Origin of the sequence: Sphingobacterium anhuiense, from assembly GCF_042686355.1 — a bacterium.
Lineage (GTDB): Bacteria > Bacteroidota > Bacteroidia > Sphingobacteriales > Sphingobacteriaceae > Sphingobacterium > Sphingobacterium anhuiense.
Map to the genome: position 1 here is coordinate 484452 of NZ_JBHUPE010000005.1, position 20765 is coordinate 505216.

Genomic DNA, 20765 nt, shown 5'->3' on the forward strand with positions numbered 1-20765 from the left:
TAAAATATGAAAAATATAATAAAATTATGGTATGTATCGGGCTTATTATTGATCGTAATAAGTTGTTCAAAAATGAACGATCCTATTGCGCCTTTTATTAAAGGGGGGGAAATCAGTTATGCTACCAAGGTGGATTCTTTAAAGAGTTTTTCGGGTCGAAATAGAGTATCATTGACTTGGGAACTTCCCGCTAATCACTCTGCTCATAAAGTGTTTGCTTTTTGGAATAAAGATCAGGATTCTGTCGAATTGCTATTTAAACCTGTTAAAGGAAAACTTTATGAGGCAGAAATCAAAAATCTGCAGGAGGCAACTTATTTATTTGATATATACTCATTTGATAAGGAAGGGAATCGGTCTATTAAAACCTTGACTTCTGTCAATGTCTATGGCGAGCGCTACGAGGCAACCCTTTTAAATAGGATTTTATTGAGCGCTAAGATTGATGTAAATGATCAATTAACAGCTTTATTTGCTAATGCTGAGGAAGGAAATGTAGGAACGGAAATTGTTTATACGGATATCTTGAATAAACAGAAAAAAGTAAATGTAAACCGCTTGCAAAATGAGATTGTTATTGCAGATTGGAAGATAGGAACTCCGGTCTCATATCGATCTTCTTATAAACCAAAAGCAAATGCTATTGATACCTTTTATGTTAAGGAGGCCGAGATTATGAAGATAACAAAAGATATTACTGCGCAATATCTTAAAAATTTTCAACAACCTTTTTTACCTGTTCAACAAGCTAACCGGTTTCGGGATCCGTTAAACTGGACTGTGAATGCTGCGGTACAGAATCATAGCGGAATGGGTGGCTGGAGTACGGATGACAATACGGTACTGAATATGGAGTCGGGGTGGGGCTCAACTAATATTGTTAATGGAAAAATGTATCAAACAACTATGTTACCTAAAGGAGAATATAGGTTACAAGTTGAATTGGGAGCATTTGGTTTAGGAAGTTCGACGGTGAAAATAGCGGCTGTTCCCGGGCAGGTGATGCCTGATTTTGATAGTAATAAGCAAGTGCCAGGTGCTTATGGAAGTACAAGTTTGGAACTTAAAAGTTTTGATTTTACCGTTCCGAATGATGGTCCGGTTACAATAGGATTTATCGCAATTATGACTGGCGATCAATATTGGCGGGTTCGTAAAGTGACGCTTTATCGTAACTTTTAATTGAGCACTTCTAAAATTTTATATTCAAATTGAAAGTTTAGTCGGAATGTTTATTCCGGCTAAACTTTTGCTGTTAGGACTCTCTTGGTGTAATGATTTTTTTTATCTTTATATGATATCTAAACCTAAAACCGATGATTAAAAATCTATTGTCTATTTGTATCAAATGGATCCTTATTATGCTGAGCACTATTGCGATACTTTTTGCTCAATCTAAGGGTAAAATTTATTGTATCGGACAGGAATTCACGACAGGATCTGCGATGTTTATGCCTGAGAAAAATAGTTTTCCGGCACAGTTGGGAGGGATGTTCGGCCAAGAGTATCAAGTATTTTTAAATGGAATGGATGTCGTAACAAACGCTCCGATATCTATTGATAATCATGTATTAAAACATTTGGATGATCTGAATATTAAGAAAGGAGATTTTCTGATTCTTGATCTGAATCATGATGTTGATTTTTCACAAGGAGATGATAGCAAATTATTGAAAAATATCACTTCATCAATCAAGAATGGAGCTAGAGTCGTATTACTTAGTACTCCTAGTGATATTGATACTAAAATTCAATCGGCTAAAGTGGCACAACTGCAGGACCTTGCTTTTAAAAGCAACTGTGAAATACTGAATTTGTCTCCTGCTTTATATGGAGGTGATGTCTATCTGGATAAGGAGAAAAGGCTAACGTCTATCGGTGCTAGTCTTGTTGCAAAGCGGTTATATGAGCTTATAAAAACGCCAGTAATCGGATCTTCAAAAATTAAAATTCAAAATGGAAAGCGTGAGTCTTTTTATGGATTTTCTTCTGAAACGTTCGATTTTGAAGGTAAAGAAGCGAGAGTTGTGAAACCTAAAATCGTTGCTAAAGGAAGTCCCTGGATATGGCGTGCACGGTTTTGGGGGCATGAACCTCAATTGGATATTGCGATGTTGGAACGAGGATATCACATTGTTTACTGTGATGTTTCCGAGCGTTTTGGTAATGAAGAATCTTTACAGATCTGGAATAATTTTTATCGATTTCTACAGCAATCTGGACTGAATAAAAAAGCGATCATGGAAGGGATGAGTAGAGGTGGGGTATATATATACAATTGGGCTCTTCGCTATCCGGATCGTGTTAGTGCCATTTATGCCGATGCACCAGTGCTAAATTTTAAAAGTTGGCCGGGAGGTAAAGGAAAGGGAAAAGGAAGTCCGGAGAATTGGGAGATCTTTAAACAGGCTTATAAGCTGACAGAACAGCAGGCTATTGAATTTAAAAGTTCACCCTTGGACCGTGCGTCTGAAATTGGTTCATTAAAAATTCCGGCGATTCATGTTGTCGGTGATGTGGATGATATAGTACCGCCGGATGAGAATACGCTTCCTTTTGCTAAAGCTTATATTGCTGCTGGCGGAAAATTGGAAATTATACACAAACCAACTATTGGACATCATCCTCACAGCTTACCTGATCCAACGCCACTCGTAGATTTTCTGCTAAGAGCAGATGATCGTAAGCTGAACTTTGCTGTTATTGCCGCAGCAGGATCGGAATATCGGGCTGGAGCTGGTTGGAATCCAAATATGGGCTGGTGGGGAGAAAATGATGATATTAACCATATTCTGGATAGTAGAAAACAAGAGTTAGACATTTTATTTGTCGGCAATTCGATCACTCAGGGGATCGGTGGTAAACGAGCACATCTTCCTTATAAACCTGGTTACAATGCATTTGAATCGGTTTTTTCGTCATACAAATGGGATTGTGCCGGAATAGCTGGCGACCGAACACAGAACGTACTTTGGAGGTTAATCAATGGTAAATATAAGGAGGCCGCTCCTAAAGTTGTTGTAGTGACAATAGGTGTCAATAATTTCTTAGATGGCGATACGGCTGAAGAAATTGTAGCAGGTATTCTGGAAATAAAAAAATGGATACGTGCCAATATGAAGGATTCTAAATTGATCTTAACTGGCCCTCTACCTGTCGGAGTGGAAGGAACGGATCCACGCCGAAAGAAATATGAGGACATACATCGTCTTTTGGAACTTCAGACTAAGGATGAAGGCTGGATCTATATGCCGTTATCCGATACGTTTATAAAAGCTGATGGAAATTTATCGTTGGATGATTATAGCCCTGATGGGATCCATCTGTCTGGAGGCTATACGAAATGGGCGCAAGCGTTGTCAAAAGTAATTCAAAAGGTATTAGGTGAATAAATTTCTTTTGAAGCGTAATGCGCTGTGGCTAGGTAGTTTCTTGCAAGCGCTAAAATATTAGACAGGACATAAAATTAATTTTAAAATGAGAAGAGCCCAATATTTATTGGGCTCTTCTCATTTCGTCTTATTACCACTAATTTTTCGATTTATATCATCTTAGGGAAGTTTTATATTTGACTATATTTTTTCAAGTTCTATTTTTTCGTCTGCTTTTAAAGAGATATTATACGTGTCTCCTTCTTTACTGATCGTTTTATTAGATTTTGATTTTAATGGTTGCTCATAGCGCAATCTTAAAATACCGGTTTGTTCTGCTTTAATAATCAATTTATCAAGTTGACCGTTTGTTTTAGAAGCGCTAATTAAAAAGCCTCCTTCTGCCCTGAGGTCAGTAAAAGAAATGTTTTTCCAACTTGTTGGGATTGCAGGAAATAGCTCCACATAACCTTGTTTGCTCTGTAGCAGCAATTCGTGGATACCTTGTGCAAATGCAAAGTTGCCTTCTAATGTAAATGGTCGATAAGTAAAACCTGAATATTGTCCACCTTTCTGGTCTCCGTTGACATGGAAGGAATTGGTCGAACAAAAGTTATTTGCAAATTTTTGGAGATTAAGAACTGCCTGATCGCCATCTTTTGCACGGGCATGTAAACAAGCCATCCAGCTAAAGGAATAACCAACCCAAGCACGAGTGCCTAATTTTTCTAAATGGCGCATTGATTTTGTGATCTGATCTTTATCTTCTGCTTTATTGATATCCAAAAGACCTAGTGGATAGATGGATAAATAGGGAGACATGTGACGGTGCGAATGTTCCATTGGTACATCGACCGCAACCATTAATCCTGTTTCATTTTTTGCATAACCGGGTAGTTGTGTTCCTACAGCTCTCCATGCTTTGGCATCGTTTACTTGTCCGCTAGCTTCGCTTACTTCTGCCGCAGCTTCAAATAGAAAATGGGCAAGAGCGAGATCAAAATTGGTCCAATCTTTAAACCAGGCATTTGTGCTATTGTCATTATATTCAGGACTTGCGCTAAGTGGAAGATAACGTTTTCCATTGCGTACCTCTGTAATGTTGCGAAGGTAAGTGGCCGATTCGATAATGTACGGTAATGCTCTTTCCTTAAGAAATTTCTTATCCATACTGTACTTCCATTGCATATAGAAATGGTGTGCGGTCCAAGCGCTTACTGTTGGTGAAAGGGCATATTGAACCCAGCCGCCCATGGGGATTCCACTTAATGTCAGAACGCCGGGAATGTTAAGACCTTCAACACCAAAATACTGTTTGGTGTAAGCTAAATTGGCAGGTCTGATTTTCCATAACCAGTCTGTGAAAGTTTCGGCTTCAGCAAGTCTATTTCCGGTATAGGTAGGCCAATAGCTGAGCTGTGTATTCAGATCATTATGAAAATCTCCTTTCCAAGGGGGTAATCCACCATTATCTGCAGTCCAAACTGCTTGAAGTGTAATGGCTGGAGCTCCTTTTCGTGCTGCAGCACCGAGTTTATACATTTCCAAATAGTATTGTCTTTGTAATAAAGCATCAGGTATGTTTATCGCTGATTGCTTCCAGTAAGCATGCCACCAGGAGAGATGAGTTTCTGTAAATTTGCTGGTGGTTTTTGATTGAATCTCTTTATTTAAGTTTGCTTTTTCATTATTGGATACAGTCCACATACCAATAAGCTTATTGGGCGAGACTTCTTTCCACTCCAATAATACTTCATAAAACCTATTTTCATAGGTCGGCTGGTGAATAAGCTGGCTGTGTGTTGATGTGGTCAACTTCCCTTGTGTATAGCCGAGTCGCGATAGACTTTGTCCATCGACTACGGACACTTCATTACTATTATCAGAAGCCAACGCATATTGATGTGGAAGTAATTTGGGAAGTGCATTTTGTATATTTTGACCTGTAATCTCAAAATAACCCACTGGTTTATCTGCATGAATAAAGCAAGTAAATGTGTTTCCGTTATCAAAGCGGACGGTGTTTGTTGCCGTTTTTATATCCAGTACATTGGAGACGACTTTGCCCAAAGAAGCGAGGTCAAAAGACATGGCTGCCGCAGGTAGTTTGGTTGGGTAGGGATAATCCCCATAAGGATTGTCACCCCATTTTTGTACTTCGGTATATTGCCCCGAATGGAGTTTTTGCTGTACCCATTTGAAGTCATGTTGTTCAAGTTGAAATGCCTTACGCTCGTCCCATAGATCGGCACGATCCAAAGAAAGTCTTAAGGTATTATCGTTTTGCCAGATTAATGCGCCAAGCATACCATTTCCTAAGGGGATGGCTTCGTCCCAACGGGTTGCTAAATGTTCGGATTGAAGATTGTCCTGCTTAGAAGGTTGTGCGTATAGCGGACAGGTTAGCGTAGCTATCGCCATTAATGATAATAAATATGATTTCATTGAAAGCTCTAATGGTTCTTGCCAAAGTTAAAGAATTCACTAAAGTTTGTTTGGATGTTTATTATCAATTATTGATGCAAAGTTAACCTTTAATAATTTATCAACTTGTATTAATACCTGTATTAGGGAATTACATGTCCATTTCTTTACGATATTCCCGTGGACTTTTTCTCATAATAGTTTTAAAGAATTTATTGAAGTTGGTTAGATTTTGATAGCCACTTTGGTAGCAGATTTCAGAAATTGACAGTTGTTTATTCATTAGCAATTTGCACGCATGTCCGATACGCATTTCATTAACAAATTTAGAGAATGATTTTTGGGTATGGCGTTTGAAAAAACGACAAAAGGCATTGGGTGTCATATTAACCAACTCTGCTGCGATCCCTAAGGACACTTCTTCACGAAAATTCTGCATGACATAAATGTATACATTATTAATACGATTGGTTTCTTGTTCTCCAAAACTAGGTTTATAGCCTTCTGAGGCTAAATTTTCGCATTCTTCTGCCTGATGGAGTAATTCAATAAGATTTAGAAATCCTGTGATTCTAGAAAAACTCTTTTTCTGTGCTAGACTTTTGATTAGTTCGGTCGCTTGTTCTAAGGTCTGCCCATGAAATCTTAATCCTCGTTTTGATCTTTTGATGAATTGCTGCATAGCACTAATAGTTGCTTGATCATCTGTAAGTTGTAGTAAGAAATCCGCTGGAAAATAGAGTACGATTGCTCTTGCACGTTCATTATGTTGGGGATTAAGAAAAATATCGTCATTACGCCAGATGTGAGGGATATTTGGTCCCATTAGCACGAGATCTCCGGCACTAAAGCTATCGACATGATTGCCAACGACACGTTTTCCATAACTCTCTAAAATTAGGACGAGTTCACATAACTCATGGAAATGTAAGGGGTTACTTAAAAACTCCTGATCGACCTGCTTGATGAGGATCGTCTTCTCATTAGGGGGAGACAGTTCAATAAATTGTGCTTTCATATTAGGATATGATGATTAATAATTGTCAAACAAATATAAGTAATAATTTTTTGAATAAAACAATACTGATTGTTTTGTCATGTTAAATTATGAAGATGGGTGTAAAAAGTTTTATTTCATGTGTATCAAGTTTTAGTTTGTTGTCTTCAGGAGCGATAACTTTGAATTCTATGTACGCGTGGTCGCTTCATATACAGTTGTAATAAATATTTGATGTGTATAATAACCAATTTTTAAAATGAAGGTGTTGAAATTAGTAATGATATTTTTGTTTTTGGCTGTTTTTCATCTCGGTGCTTTAGGGCAGGAGTTTGCATATGAGTTGCCTAAAAAAACAAATCAGGTTAAAAGTCCTGTTCTATCTCTGAACGGAGAGTGGCAGTTTCAATTTGATAAGCAATCCGATTGGGCACCAATACAAGTACCTGGGGAAGCCGTGATGCAAGGGTATGGAATAGAACATGATAAATCATTTTTTTATAAAAGAAAGTTTACGCTTCCGAAAGATTTTAAAGGGAAAAAGATTGTCTTACGGTTTGATGGTGTCTATAGTCAAGCGACATTAAGTATTAATGGTAAAGTGATCAGAACGCATAAAGGAGGATTTACACGCTGGGAAACCGATATCAGTCCTTATGTTAATTTTGATAAGGAAAATGAAGTTTTTCTGGAAGTTCAAGATAAACTGGATGATATATCTTACGCTTCGGGGTATGCACATCATCCGATTGGAGGGATATTAAGAGATGTTACCCTATTTGCAACCGCTGTAAATAGCATACATGATTTTGGTGTTGAAACAGATTTGGATCAGCATTTTAAGGATGCTGTCTTAAAATTAAATTATACGTTGGAAGAGGCGCAAGGTGTTACTGTTCATTATGCATTATATGATAGTAAGAATAAACTCGTTCCCGAGTCTGAACAACAATTTGTGGTAAACAAAGGTCACAATAGCAATAGTTTTCCAATAGCTAATCCTTTGAAATGGGATGCTGAACATCCTAATCTTTATCGTCTTGACGTTAAAATTAAAAAAGACGGTAATGATACGTATGCGTTTAGTAAAGCGATCGGATTTCGTGAAGTTAAGATTGTTGAAGACCAGATGTTTGTGAATGGGAAACCTGTTAAATTAAGAGGGGCTAATCGTCATGATGTTCATCCTACTTTAGGCCGTGTTAGTGTACCTTACTACGATAGTTTGGATGTTAAATTGTTTAAAGATGCTCATATTAATTTTGTAAGAACTTCACATTATCCGCCATCAGAACGATTTGTTGAATTCTGTAACCGCTATGGAATTTATGTAGAAGTAGAAACAGCTGTTTGTTTTGTTGATACCTATAGACAAAAGAATTATGCACCTGGTGCTACTCAAAATGATCCCAATCACACGGATCAATATCTGAGCCAATGTCGCGAAATGGTCAATACTTTTAGAACACATCCATCGGTTATTATCTGGTCTATTGGAAATGAATCTATCTACGGAAGTAATTTCAGAAAAAGTTGGGATCTGGTTAAAAATGCCGATCAAACCAGACCTGTTATCTGGAGTTATCCTGGATCGCAATCTAGTGATGCGAAGATTTATGAAATATTGAGTATGCACTATCAGGATGTTAATGGTAACCTGACACAGTTTGGAAAGACAACCAAAGGATATGAAGGACATGGTATACCAGCTTTGTTTGATGAATGGGCACATCCTGCTTGTTACACTTATCAAACCTTACGTGATGATCCGAATATTAGAGAATTTTGGGGAATCTCGATGGATATGATGTGGGGAAGGTTATTTCCGACCAAAGGTGGATTGGGTGGTGCGATCTGGGGATATGTAGATGATACTTTTAATATTCCGCAAAATTTAAAAAAAGGTACACCATTTTGGAATGAATTTGCAAAATCTGCTAAGCCAGAGGGATATCAAGGCCATGCTGTAGGATATGGAGAATGGGGTATTGTTGATATGTGGAGAAGACTTAAACCTGAATTCTGGTCGACGAAGAAAGCACAGTCTCCCATTCGGATATTAAATGAGGGCAAGATCGTGAAGAAGTTTTCGGCTAATAAACAAATTCTATTTGATGTGTACAATCGGTATGATCACACCAATTTGAATGAAGTAAAATTAGCATATACTTATGAAGGACGTACGAAGACAATTGCCTTGCCTTCCATTGAACCCCATGCTAAAGGACAATTTGAATTACCGGCGGAAGAATGGAAAGAGGGTAGTGCAGTACGCTTAAACTTTATTGATCAGGATGGACGCGTTGTGGATACTTACGAATACTATTTTGGTGAACGACCTATCGATATGCCTGAAACTTCACATAAAGGGAAACTTAAACTTGTGGAAAGTAAAGAAAATTTTATCATCAAGGGACATAATTTTGAAATACCTATTTCGAAGGAAACAGGGTTGATTGAAGGTGCAACTACTAATGGGAAGGTGTTTATCGAAAAAGGACCTTTCTTGAATATGGATGTAAACCTGAATCATTTAACGGGTGCAGAGGTTAGAAAAAGCGCGAACAAATATTTGATTTACGATAAAGATTGGAAGAAAACTACTGTTAAGTGTGAAATAAAAGATGGAATTGCGTTTATTTCTATTGCTGGATCTTATCAGGGTTTACAAGTATATTTTGATATTACCATTAAGCAAGAGGGGGAAATGACAACTGCTTATCGAACTGTGGGAGAGCCTAATGGGTACTTGAGGGAGATCGGAGTAAAGTATTATATGCCTGATGATCTGGATCATCTGAAGTGGAAGAGAGATGGATATTGGAATTATTACCCGGAAGGAGAATTCGCAGGGAATGAGGGTAGTGTCGATCTTTATAAAAGTAAACAAGCAAATTATGGTGTTAAACCGACTCAAGGATGGGATCAAGACACGCATAATTATTATTACTGGTCCGATAGAGGTGCTCGAAGTGAAAATCCATTGACCAATAAAGCAAAAAGTATGAAAGAGCATGCGTTTTATTATACCCTTTCTTCAGGAAAGTCATCCCGGGTTTCTGTAATAGCTCCTAAGGGTGATGTAGCTTGTCGCATAGACCGTATGGAGGGTGAGCAAGTTATACTGTTTGTCAATAATAAATGGGATTATCCTGAAATTGCCTGGGGGAACTACTGTAAAACGTTAGAAGCGTCTCCATGTAACGGTGCTATAACCTTAAGATTTTAATTATAAAATTAACTACATATGTTAACTTGGATTGATCAATTGATCTATGTGCTTTACTTCATTCTTGTGGGTGGATATGGATATTATATCTATAAGAAAAAGGAGACTTCGGGCTCTTTAAGTCATGATTTTTTCCTCGCAGAGGGATCATTAGCATGGTGGGCGATTGGAGCGTCCATCATTGCTTCTAATATATCTGCAGAACAGTTTATCGGAATGTCTGGTTCCGGATTTGCTCTGGGGATTGCAATTGCTTCTTACGAATGGATGGCAGCCCTAGGTTTGATCATTGTCGCGGTATTCTTTTTGCCTATTTATCTGAGGAACAAGATTTATACGATGCCCGAATTTCTGAGAAAGCGGTTTGATAATCGGGTGAGTATGATCATGGCTGTGTTTTGGGTCTTGGTATATGTTTTTGTGAATCTTACATCAATCCTATATCTGGGAGCTTTGGCAATACATGCAATTGCGGATGTTCCATTTGTATGGTGTATCTGGATTTTGGCCATATTGGCTGGATTTATTGCCTTGGGGGGAATGAAAGTCATTGGTTATACGGATGTAGTACAGGTAGTCCTGTTAATTATCGGTGGCTTGACCACAACTTATATTGCACTAAGCTTGGTAGCTGATGCTGAAGGATTGTCAGGGTGGTGGAATGGCCTGAAAGTATTGAAAGCAGAGGTGCCTTCTCATTTTCATCTTTTTATTGAAAAAGGACAATTGACTAAACCCGATGGTGGTGATGCTTACATGGATCTACCGGGCTGGTCCGTGCTGATAGGTGGTATGTGGATTATGAATCTTTCTTATTGGGGTTGTAATCAGTATATAACACAACGGGCATTAGGAGCTAAAAATCTAGCCACTGCGCAACAGGGTATGTTGTTTGCCGCATTTATGAAATTACTGATGCCTTTGATTGTCGTTTTACCAGGTATTGCTGCATTTTATCTGTATCAGAGTGGGAATAATCCGCTATTTCAAAACGGTATGATGGACGGAGATATCGTTAAGCCTGATAAAGCGTATCCATTACTGTTATCGATTTTGCCTACTGGATTTAAAGGAATGGCTTTTGCCGCATTGACGGCAGCTATTGTGGCTTCATTAGCTGGCAAAGTGAATAGTATTGCGACAATTGTATCGCTGGATATTTATAAAAATACGCAAACCAAACCGATTGAAGAGTCTTTTTTAGTCAAATTGGGTAAAATCTCGGTTGTAGTTTCGCTATTTATTGGAGCTGCATTAGCACCATTATTAAGTAATCTGGATCAAGGGTTTCAATTTATTCAAGAATTTACGGGCTTTATAACACCTGGTGTACTGGCTATTTTCTTAATGGGTATTTTGACAAAATGGACAACTTCTAACGCCGCTATTGGTGGAGCGCTATCGACTTTCTTTTATTCGATTTTGTTTAAGAATGTATGGTTGGATCAGATGCCTTTTATGAATCGTATTCTTGTGGTTTTTGTCTGTACAGTGATCACGATGACGGTCATTAGTGTCTTTGATAAGAAAAGAAAAAAGCAGCAGGCATTGATCTTAGAGAAGGAAATGTTTGTGGTGTCGGATTTATTTAAAGTGGTTAGTTTGTTAATTATAGGCGTGTTGACCGCCTTGTATATCGTTTTTTGGTAATCAATAATAATAGCAATAATAAAAAATATAAAATGGAGACAAATTTGCAAGTAGAGTGGAACAATGATAAGGAATTATTCGCGCTGATCCGCAGAGAATTATTTACAGCAGTCATTGGTGATATTATGGATAAGATGGGGATGTACCATCAGTTTTTACCACCCAATATCCGTTCCATTCGTGACGATATGTTTGTTGTGGGGAGAGCAATGACTGTATTGGAAGCCGATGTAAGTTCATTGGGAGAGTCAACATCTAAAAATCCGGTTCTAGCTAAAACTTTTGGGTATATGCTGGAAGCTTTGGATGATCTTAAAGAGGATGAAATCTATATTTGTAGTGGCTCGTCACCAAGTTATGCTTTGTGGGGTGAAATCATGAGCGCACGAGCAAAAATGCTGGGTGCTGCTGGTGCGATTGTAAATGGCTATTCTAGAGATACGAATGGTATCTTAGCACTAGATTTCCCTTGTTTCTCAATGGGTAATTATGCACAGGATCAAGCTCCTCGTGGCAAGGTGATTGATTGGAGAGTGCCAATATGCATCAACAATATTATGATTCAAGATGGAGATATTTTAATCGGAGATATTGATGGTGTTTGTTTAGTGCCGAAGGAGCATGAGGTTGAAGTTTTTACTCGGGCATTGGAAAAAGCACGTAGTGAAAAAATTGTTCTGAAAAAGGTTTTAGAGGGTATGGGTGCTAAAGAAGCTTTTGATACCTATGGTATCATGTAATAAGAAGCTTATTACTCATCAACGAACAATTAAATTATACATAAACCGAGCATGTGTGCTCAAGATGTAATGTTATTCCGATGAATATAAAAAAGATTAACGCAGTAATGGTTGTACTGCTACTGGGGTTTGGACACTTAGGTCTGGCGCAGCAAAGTGCTAACATAAAAATACTTTCTCCTTTACCTGCGAAGGTGGAAGGTATCGATCAACCGCAGATCTCATTAAATGGATTATGGTCCTTTCGGGTTGAAAATGGAAAACCTGCGACTATAAAAGTTCCTGGTGAATGGGAAATGCAAGGATATGAGGTTAAAGCGGGTGAAAAAGCGGTTTATGAAAAACAGATTTCTATTCCCGAATCTTGGAAAGGTAAACGTATTGCCATTAAATTTGATGCTGTCAGTTCAAATGCTGTGGTGAAAATGAATGGGCAATACATCGGGGAACATGAAGGAGGTTTTGTCGCCTTTGAAATGGATGTTACGAAAGCCGTGAAGTCGGGTGCCAACGTCTTGACTGTCGAGGTCCGCGCCAATACGATCAGTGATATTCTTTCGTGTGTGTCCCAGTACGCAGCGCATACGGTTGGCGGTATTTTGAGGAAAGTGACTTTATTTGCGCTTCCTGAGACTCATGTTGCTGATTTGGATGTGGAGGTTAAATTTGATCCTAAATATCAAGATGCTAAACTTCATTTGCAAGCACTTGTGGCTAATCATAAATCCGGAAATCAAGATCTAGCTATTCAATATACGCTAAAAGATAAAAGTGGTAAAACTGTTTTTGAAAAGAAAACAGCTAAAAAATCGGCGATAGGAAATCAGACAATACCGTTTGATCTGGATATTCGGGTATCAAAGCCAAAGCATTGGACTGCTGAAAGTCCGTATTTGTATGAATTGACTACTTCATTGTTGAATGGAACTCAAGTGGTACAATCGAATGTACAAAAAGTTGGTTTCCGTGAGATTAAGATTCGAGGTAATGAACTTTTGGTTAATGGTCGTCCGGTTAAGTTGAAAGGGGTAAACCGTCATGCTGTACATCCGTTAATGGGTAGAGCATCTGATCCAATTTTGGATAGAAAAGATGTTGAAGTGTTTTTAGCGGGTAATCTCAACTATATCCGTACTTCCCACTACCCACCTTCGGAAGAGTTTTTAAATGCGGCAGATGAACTGGGCTTGTATGTAGAAAGTGAATCGGCTTTAAACTGGATACAGCACCACGCTTCACCTATCTGGCGTCATTGGAATTATCAAGATCCGAAATTTTTGCCAACAATGTTACGTGCAAATATGGATAATGTCGTGAGTAATAGAAAGCATCCATCGATCATCTTCTGGTCATTGGGTAATGAGTCTAGGTGGAGTGATTTATGGGCTGAAGTAAACAAGACTGTAAAAGCGTTGGATAAAACCCGACCTACTGTATTTCATGATCAAACTTGGGGAAGTTTTAACAATGCTGGTAGTAAAGCTGATATTGCTAATTATCACTATCCCGGAATTAATGGACCAAAGGCTACAGATACAATGAGCAGACCTACTTTGTTTGGTGAATACGCGCATTTATCTGATTATAATAGAAGAGAACTATTGACGGATCCAGGGGTAAGAGATGCATTTAATGCACCAATGGTCACTTATTTTGACTCGATGTATGTTCATAAAGGGAATTTGGGCGGAGCAATTTGGAGTGGTATTGATGATACTTTCCATATGCCGGATGGACGGATTGTAGGTTATGGACCTTGGGGACCAATTGATGGCTGGAGAAGAGAAAAACCAGAATATTTTGGGATGAAAAAAGCCTATTCTCCAGTACGTATTTCTAATTTGAAAAGTAATTCCAATAATATCACCTTCGATGTTGAAAATCGTTATGATTTCCGTTCATTAAAAGATGTGGAAATAAAAGTGATGGTTGATGGTAAATTAATTCCGGTAACTTCTAATCTGCAAGCTCGTTCAGCAGGTAAACTTGTTGTCCCAAATGCTTCGGGTGTATTCAATAAGGTTGAAATTATTGTCAATGATGCTCGTGGTTTTGAGGTTGAACATGAGATTTTTGAAATGCCAAAAGCAGTAACAGTAAATGGAACACCTAAAGCATTAGCTTTGAAACAGGATTCTGCATTTGTTTATATTAACCAAGGAGATGTTGTGTATACGATCAGCAAAACTTATGGATTAATGACTGCTGCTAGAACTTCTGGTGAACAAGTACTTTCCAAAGGACCATCTGTTGCGATTATCGCAGCAAATGCCGAGGATGGTGGAAAACCAAATGTAGCAGGGGAGACGTATCAAAATAATATATATCCGATCAAGCATTATGAACAGTACACTTTGTTTGCTACACAGGTAAAGGCTCGGGATGATAAAGATAGTATCGTTGTCGATTTGAATCTGACGTATCAACAAGGTACAGGTAAGCAACAGTTCATTTTTACAAAAGAAGGTCTGTTTAAAACAAACTATGAAATGAATTATCAGGCTGCTGAAGTTTCTGTTTATCAGTATGGTTTAATGTTAGAACTGCCTTTACACTATGATGAACTTAAATGGTCTAGAAAAGGAGATTTCTCTTATTATCCCGAAACGCACATAGGTAGAAATCATGGTGTAGCGAAGTTAAATGCGAACAACGTATATGAGGTTGAAGCGCATGGTGAGCCGGTTGCGAAAGCTTGGAAGGATGATGCAAATACGATGGGATCAAATGATTTTAGGTCTACAAAGGCTAGAGTGGTGACTGCTTCTTTAAAGACTGCTGATCGTAAACAGGTGAATCTATTAGCTACAGGCAAGCAAGCTTCCCGTACATGGAAACAGGATGAACATATTCAATGGTTAGTTGCTGATTATACAAACAGTGGTTCTGAGCCCTTTTATGGAAGTCCCTTTACAGATGGTCGGATTACGCTTAAAAAAGGTGATGTGATAAAAGGAAGTATGATCTTACAGATTGATTAATACGTAACTTTAAATAGAAAAATAGGCATAAACTTTCGTTTATAAAGTTTATGCCTTAATGAATAAATATGGATTCGTTTTAGAACCATTAAAAATTAAAACGAGTGTAACGAGCTTAAGATGTCGTTGAAAAAATAGACTCATAAATATATATTCTAATGAAAATAGTGGATGTAAAAGTCTGGTTGGTAGAGGGAGTGAAATACAACTGGACACTATTAAAAATTTATACGGATACAGGTCATACTGGTGTTGGGGAAGCAACAAATTGGCCAGGAAGTCCTTTGGTGTTTGAAGCAGCAAAACATGTAGGTCAGCGTATAATCGGTTTAGATCCGATGCGGACTGACTTTATATGGACAAAGCTTTACCGTGATCTCAATTGGGTTGGTCCCTATGGTGCTAGTATGTGTGCCATCAGTGGAATAGATATGGCGCTCCTGGATTTAAAAGCTAAAGTGTTAGGTGTGCCTTGTTACGAATTGTTGGGAGGCGCTTTCCGTAAAGATATTTTGCTTTATGCTAACTACTGGTTTACTGGTGGTGGACATAATGGAGAAGATTATGCCGCACAAGCGCTTAAAGTAAAAGAAGCTGGTTTTACAGGTCTTAAATTTGACCCTTTTGCGCATACAAATTATTTGTATGGAGAAGATCTTGCTTCTAATTTAACCTTGACTTCGGAGCAACAGGATTTAGCATTTAATGTGAGTAAAGCTGTACGTGATGCGGTTGGTCCTGATTTTGATATTATGATCGAGACACATGCAATGTTGAATTATCGGGTTGCAGTGAAGATGGCACAACGCTTATCAGCATTAGATATTACCTGGTATGAAGAACCTGCAGGTCCGGAAAGCGCAGATACTTTACGAGCTATGCGTGAACGGATTCCTTCAAATGTATCTATTTGTGTCGGGGAACGTCACTATACAAGACATGGTATCCGACCTGTTTTGGAAAAAAATATCTGTGATATTATGATGCCCGATATTACCCGTTGTGGAGGACCATCCGAAATGAAGCGTATGGCAACGATGATGGAGGCCTATAATGTTTTATTAGCGCCACACAATCCAAATGGACCTTTGTCGACATTGGCAAGCGCACATGTATGTGCTTCTGTGCCTAACTTCTTTAGACAGGAATTTATGTTTAACGATGTTGCTTGGAGAGATACTGTTATCGATCATCCAATTGCGGATATGGTTCAAAATGGTGTACTTTCATTAAGTGACAGACCTGGATTAGGAGTGGATCTAGTAGAAGAGGAAATGGAAAAACATCCAGGAATATTAGAACCAAGACCTGGATTTTACGTTTAATAGTTACGATGGCATTATCAATTGATTTAAAAGGGAAGACTGTATTAGTCACGGGAGGGATATCTGGTATTGGACTTGGTACTTCTATCCGATTTGCTCAAGCCGGAGCTCGCGTTATTGTATGCGCAGAGCAACCTGCTGATGGAGTGCAGGTACAATACTATCGACAACAGATGAAGGTCTATACTGATGATGCAATTTATTATCAGGTGGATTTAACCCAGGCTATGGAGATTCAACTGTTCGCAGATGAGTTGCTTCAAATTTATGGAAAACTTGATGTAATCGTTTCTAATGCAGGAATGAATGTATTTGATACTGTTGAAAACTGTAATCAGGAAAAATGGGATCTCAATCAACATCTTAATCTTGAATCACACTGGCAGGTGGGAAAAAAAATGAAACCATTACTAGATCGAGCTGATCAAGGTGTTTTTATTATCATGACATCTAATCATGCTTATTCTTCTATGAAAGGTTGTTTTCCATACAATGTAGCTAAAGCAGGGTTATTGGCTATGGTGAAGGCCATGGCTATTGAATGGGCTCCTCATATTCGTACTGTAGGTATTGCTCCTGGTTTTATTGATACACCTGGAAATCAAAAATGGTTTGATTCTTTCGATGATGCAGAGAAGGCAAGAGCTTCTACTGTTGCGCTTCATCCTGTGAAACGTTTAGGGACTCCTGAGGAAATCGGTGCTTGGTGTGTGTTTTTAGCGAGCGATTATGCTGCGTTTGCTAATGGAACGACCTACCTTATTGATGGTGGCAGAAGTGCTTTGATGCAGGATTAAGGAGAAGGATGGAATTCATAAGATTATACATCTTTATAATATTTTAGTATATGGTAAAGGATTGGATAAGATGGTATTTTTACTTTTCTTATTCAATCCTTTTACGTTTAAGAGGATTTAGGAAAAGGCAATCTAAATGATAAACCGAGCTATAAACTCACACATAATTATATTCTAATGAAAAATGCACAATTACTAATCAAGTCAACTTGTCAATTAGGTGAAAGTATTTTATGGGATAATCGTAATGGAGGCATCTATTGGGTTGACATCTTAGGTAAACAAATTTTTAAGCATAAGTTTGGTAGTGGACAGACGAGTATCTGGAATTTGGATGACTATGTCAGTAAAATTGTATTAAATGATCGTCACGGTTTTATCTTAGGTATGCAGGGTATGTTGGCATCTTGGGAAGAAGCTACAAATATAGTAAAACCTATTATTGATATTCCGCACGAGAATGGTCAGATCCGAACAAACGATGGTGGTCTGGATCCAGAAGGTAATTTATGGATTGGAACAATGCATATGGATGCCATTCCTGGGCGCGGCAAGTTATATTGTTATAAAGATCAAAAATTGCATGTCATGCTTGATGCAGTTTCTATACCTAATGGAATTGTATGGAGCGGAAAATTACCCTATACTTATTTTATTGATACTTTTACTAATGAAATACGTCGGTATGATTTTACAAAAGATACTAATGAAACTGCCCATTATGATGTGTTGGTTAAAATTCCATCGGAGTACGGTTCTCCGGATGGTATGTGTATAGGTCCTGATGGAAACTTGTGGGTCGCCCATTGGGGTGGATACGGTGTTTACTGCTGGGATATCCATACTGGAAAATTGTTAGATATAATATCTGTTGATGCACCGCATGTTACTTCCTGTATTTTTGGAGGACCCGATAATAAAGATTTGTTTATTTCAACGGCAAAAGTAGGACTACACGAACAGCAACTTTTGAAATACCCTAATAGTGGTTCGGTGTTTCATTATAAAATTTCATAATAAAAAATGAATGCGACTTATCATACTCTATGAAAGTGTGATAAGTTGTATTTCTTTTTATCAATCAAAGCTTATTGATTGATTTGGTCGGTCGGTATGTAGTATTGCTGACGATAAATTTTGGGAGTGATACCCATTTCTTTGTTGAAACTTCTTGAAAAATGATAAGGATCAAAATACCCTAACTTAAAAGCGATTTCTTTTATTTTATAGGATGAATATTTTAGATATTGACAGGCTTGTTCGAGTCGGATCCGATTATAATAGGTCATTGGTGAGCTATTCATCTTTTCTGTAAAGAGTCGTGTAAGATGTGAAGACGAATAACCGACCAAGTTAGCTAATTCCTGAAGTGTTAGCTTTTTTTCTAAATTTTCTTTCATAATTGCAATGCACTTATTCATGATATTTTCGCTATTCAGACGACTATTACGAAGATAATGCTCTTGATACTTTAAGGATGCTAAGAAATAAAGTAGTGTAAAACTAATATAATCCAATGTCTCTGCATGATAACCAAATTTCAAATTTTCATAAATATTATGAAAAAGATCCAGGCTGTGTTTTTTACTCTGTGGACCTGTATTTTTTAATGCAAGTGGTTTACCTTTTAAGGATTGAACTAATCCACTATCTTCTCCTTTGAAATGTAACCAATAGATGCTCCATGGATTGCTATCTCTACTTCCGTAGCTATGTGCCTCGCCTGCAGGAATAAGGTAATAGGTATCCGCTGATAAATGTACTGTTCTATTTTCATGTGTTACCCATCCCATACCCTCCGAACAATAGATGAGAATATGTTCGTTGCATCCCTGATCCCTGTTTCTAAGATGATACCTAGCTTCAGGATAATAGCCAATATGGGTAATAAATAGATTTTTTTTAGCTGGTAGCAGTTTCTGCATTTGAAGAATATCCAATGGTAATGCTATCGCTTCTTCGCCTTTAAATCCTTCAGAAATAGAAATTTTTTTAGTCATAATTAGTCGGATTGTTTTCGATGGTTATAACATGTCTTTACAATTTAAACTAGAGGTACAAGCTATTTTACGAATAATTTTCAAATCTTCAATATGCAATTTTGAAGCACTTAAATCTATATTTTCATCATAATAGGATCCCTAGTTATCAAGGTGTATTTATTAGGGATTATTGTTACCTTTGGTAATATGCTTATAATTGTTTTGCTTTACCAAAGATAATGTTGGTTTAACAGGAATAGATAGCGTAAATTTTCATTTACATGGATTATTTTCTTTTATAAATTTGAAATGAAGAAATTTGAAAATAAAAAAGATGGCTTTGATGGCGAGGTGTGCGTTGTCGTTCCCCCAATTGTTGTTAAACAGAATAGTTTGGAAAAAATTTCTGGTAATTTTTACATTACAGATATTGGTTATTTTCCAAAAGCAAGGTTTCATTATCGCCAACGAGAAGAAGGATGTATGCAACATATTCTGATCCATTGCGTGGATGGGAGAGGAGAAGTTTCTATTGGCAACGACTTATACCATATCCAGGCGAATGAATATATTTTAATTCCGGCCAATACGGCACATACCTACCAAGCAGATCATAATAATCCATGGACAATTTACTGGATACATTTTAATGGTAGAAATGCCGGAGATATTGTGGATGGTATATATAAGAATGTTTTGCTTAACAAAAATTCATTTGTCTTTGGAGAAGAAATGAAATCTATTTTTGAGAAGATGTACACATTACTTTTAAAAGGATATGGTCGTGAGATTATGGAATGTCTAACGATGACTTTACCTTATTTTTTAAGTGGATATCTTCATCGTGAGTTGTCTAGTAATTGGCAACTGGAGAATAAAGGGGATATTATCAACAGTTCTATATTATACCTTAAAACTAATTTTAGTGCTAAAATCAGTTTAAAAGATATTGCTGCTAATAGTAATCTTTCTGTTTCACATTTTTCAAAGCTCTTTAAAATGCGTACGGGTTATTCTCCGATTGAATATCTGAATCACCTTAAGGTACAGAAAGCCTGTTATATGTTGCAGTTTTCGGATAACAGGATATCGGAGATTTCATTCGATCTAGGTTTTGAGGATCAATATTATTTTTCGAGACTTTTTAAAGATCATATGGGTGTATCGCCTTCTCACTATCGAAACAGTGTTAAATTGGATGAGAATATAATCCATTAATTCACACGAATTATACATCCTTAAGTTTGTATCTCTTTCTAATTTAGTCGT

Annotated in this window: 13 protein-coding genes; 10 read left to right on the forward strand and 3 right to left on the reverse strand. The window is 37.5% G+C overall.

The genetic code is table 11. The annotated features are described in order from the left end of the window. Positions 1 to 6: 6 nt before the first annotated feature. Positions 7 to 1182 (forward strand): DUF4998 domain-containing protein, encoded by a 1176-nt coding sequence (locus ACFS6I_RS14015; RefSeq protein WP_380921523.1) that lies wholly within the window; start codon positions 7 to 9, stop codon positions 1180 to 1182. Positions 1183 to 1316: 134 nt separating this feature from the next. Further along, entirely contained in the window at positions 1317 to 3392 is a 2076-nt protein-coding gene (locus ACFS6I_RS14020; protein WP_380921525.1) for a GDSL-type esterase/lipase family protein, read from the forward strand. Positions 3393 to 3572: 180 nt separating this feature from the next. Here the strand turns inward: ACFS6I_RS14020 and ACFS6I_RS14025 are convergent, their stop codons facing one another. Beyond that, on the reverse strand, positions 3573 to 5816 hold the full coding sequence (locus ACFS6I_RS14025) for a glycosyl hydrolase family 95 catalytic domain-containing protein (protein WP_380921527.1): 2244 nt from the start codon (positions 5814 to 5816) through the stop codon (positions 3573 to 3575). Between the two features lie 130 nt (positions 5817 to 5946). Beyond that, positions 5947 to 6813 (reverse strand): AraC family transcriptional regulator, encoded by an 867-nt coding sequence (locus tag ACFS6I_RS14030; protein WP_380921529.1) that lies wholly within the window; start codon positions 6811 to 6813, stop codon positions 5947 to 5949. A gap of 238 nt (positions 6814 to 7051) precedes the next feature. Here ACFS6I_RS14030 and ACFS6I_RS14035 point away from each other — a divergent pair, with 238 nt between their 5' ends. The 7 genes from ACFS6I_RS14035 (at position 7052) to ACFS6I_RS14065 (ending at position 18531) form a co-directional block, all read left to right on the forward strand. Further along, the gene (locus ACFS6I_RS14035; protein WP_380921531.1) at positions 7052 to 10021 is read left to right on the forward strand and encodes a glycoside hydrolase family 2 TIM barrel-domain containing protein; all 2970 of its coding nucleotides are present in this window, start codon (positions 7052 to 7054) and stop codon (positions 10019 to 10021) included. 18 nt (positions 10022 to 10039) lie between these two features. After that, a complete protein-coding gene (locus ACFS6I_RS14040) occupies positions 10040 to 11671 on the forward strand; it encodes a sodium:solute symporter family transporter (RefSeq protein WP_380921533.1) in 1632 nt (543 codons plus the stop codon). Between the two features lie 32 nt (positions 11672 to 11703). Then, entirely contained in the window at positions 11704 to 12411 is a 708-nt protein-coding gene (locus ACFS6I_RS14045) for an RraA family protein (RefSeq protein ID WP_380921535.1), read from the forward strand. 80 nt (positions 12412 to 12491) lie between these two features. Continuing rightward, entirely contained in the window at positions 12492 to 15392 is a 2901-nt protein-coding gene (locus ACFS6I_RS14050) for a glycoside hydrolase family 2 protein (protein ID WP_380921537.1), read from the forward strand. A gap of 158 nt (positions 15393 to 15550) precedes the next feature. Next, positions 15551 to 16717: a mandelate racemase/muconate lactonizing enzyme family protein gene (locus tag ACFS6I_RS14055; RefSeq protein ID WP_380921539.1), complete on the forward strand. Its 1167-nt coding sequence runs from the start codon at positions 15551 to 15553 to the stop codon at positions 16715 to 16717. 8 nt (positions 16718 to 16725) lie between these two features. Further along, the gene (locus ACFS6I_RS14060) at positions 16726 to 17514 is read left to right on the forward strand and encodes an SDR family NAD(P)-dependent oxidoreductase (protein WP_380921541.1); all 789 of its coding nucleotides are present in this window, start codon (positions 16726 to 16728) and stop codon (positions 17512 to 17514) included. A 177-nt stretch (positions 17515 to 17691) separates the two neighbouring features. Beyond that, the gene (locus ACFS6I_RS14065) at positions 17692 to 18531 is read left to right on the forward strand and encodes an SMP-30/gluconolactonase/LRE family protein (protein ID WP_380921543.1); all 840 of its coding nucleotides are present in this window, start codon (positions 17692 to 17694) and stop codon (positions 18529 to 18531) included. Positions 18532 to 18602: 71 nt separating this feature from the next. On the opposite strand, the gene ACFS6I_RS14070 is transcribed toward ACFS6I_RS14065, so the two are convergent. Further along, positions 18603 to 19514, reverse strand: a complete 912-nt coding sequence (locus ACFS6I_RS14070; RefSeq protein ID WP_380921545.1) for an AraC family transcriptional regulator — start codon at positions 19512 to 19514, stop codon at positions 18603 to 18605. A gap of 291 nt (positions 19515 to 19805) precedes the next feature. Here ACFS6I_RS14070 and ACFS6I_RS14075 point away from each other — a divergent pair, with 291 nt between their 5' ends. Next, positions 19806 to 20714 carry an AraC family transcriptional regulator gene (locus ACFS6I_RS14075; RefSeq protein ID WP_380921547.1) on the forward strand — a complete coding sequence of 303 codons (909 nt, stop codon included), beginning with the start codon at positions 19806 to 19808 and terminating at the stop codon, positions 20712 to 20714. Positions 20715 to 20765 lie beyond the last annotated feature (51 nt).

Bases quoted from the DNA above. Each gene is read 5' to 3' on its own strand.
- ACFS6I_RS14050 (WP_380921537.1), top strand. From the start codon at position 12,492: ATGAATATAAAAAAGATTAACGCAGTAATGGTTGTACTGCTACTGGGG.
- ACFS6I_RS14025 (WP_380921527.1), bottom strand. From the start codon at position 5,816: ATGAAATCATATTTATTATCATTAATGGCGATAGCTACGCTAACCTGT.
- ACFS6I_RS14045 (WP_380921535.1), top strand. From the start codon at position 11,704: ATGGAGACAAATTTGCAAGTAGAGTGGAACAATGATAAGGAATTATTC.
- ACFS6I_RS14075 (WP_380921547.1), top strand. From the start codon at position 19,806: ATGAAGAAATTTGAAAATAAAAAAGATGGCTTTGATGGCGAGGTGTGC.
- ACFS6I_RS14060 (WP_380921541.1), top strand. From the start codon at position 16,726: ATGGCATTATCAATTGATTTAAAAGGGAAGACTGTATTAGTCACGGGA.
- ACFS6I_RS14015 (WP_380921523.1), top strand. From the start codon at position 7: ATGAAAAATATAATAAAATTATGGTATGTATCGGGCTTATTATTGATC.
- ACFS6I_RS14065 (WP_380921543.1), top strand. From the start codon at position 17,692: ATGAAAAATGCACAATTACTAATCAAGTCAACTTGTCAATTAGGTGAA.
- ACFS6I_RS14070 (WP_380921545.1), bottom strand. From the start codon at position 19,514: ATGACTAAAAAAATTTCTATTTCTGAAGGATTTAAAGGCGAAGAAGCG.
- ACFS6I_RS14035 (WP_380921531.1), top strand. From the start codon at position 7,052: ATGAAGGTGTTGAAATTAGTAATGATATTTTTGTTTTTGGCTGTTTTT.
- ACFS6I_RS14020 (WP_380921525.1), top strand. From the start codon at position 1,317: ATGATTAAAAATCTATTGTCTATTTGTATCAAATGGATCCTTATTATG.
- ACFS6I_RS14030 (WP_380921529.1), bottom strand. From the start codon at position 6,813: ATGAAAGCACAATTTATTGAACTGTCTCCCCCTAATGAGAAGACGATC.
- ACFS6I_RS14040 (WP_380921533.1), top strand. From the start codon at position 10,040: ATGTTAACTTGGATTGATCAATTGATCTATGTGCTTTACTTCATTCTT.
- ACFS6I_RS14055 (WP_380921539.1), top strand. From the start codon at position 15,551: ATGAAAATAGTGGATGTAAAAGTCTGGTTGGTAGAGGGAGTGAAATAC.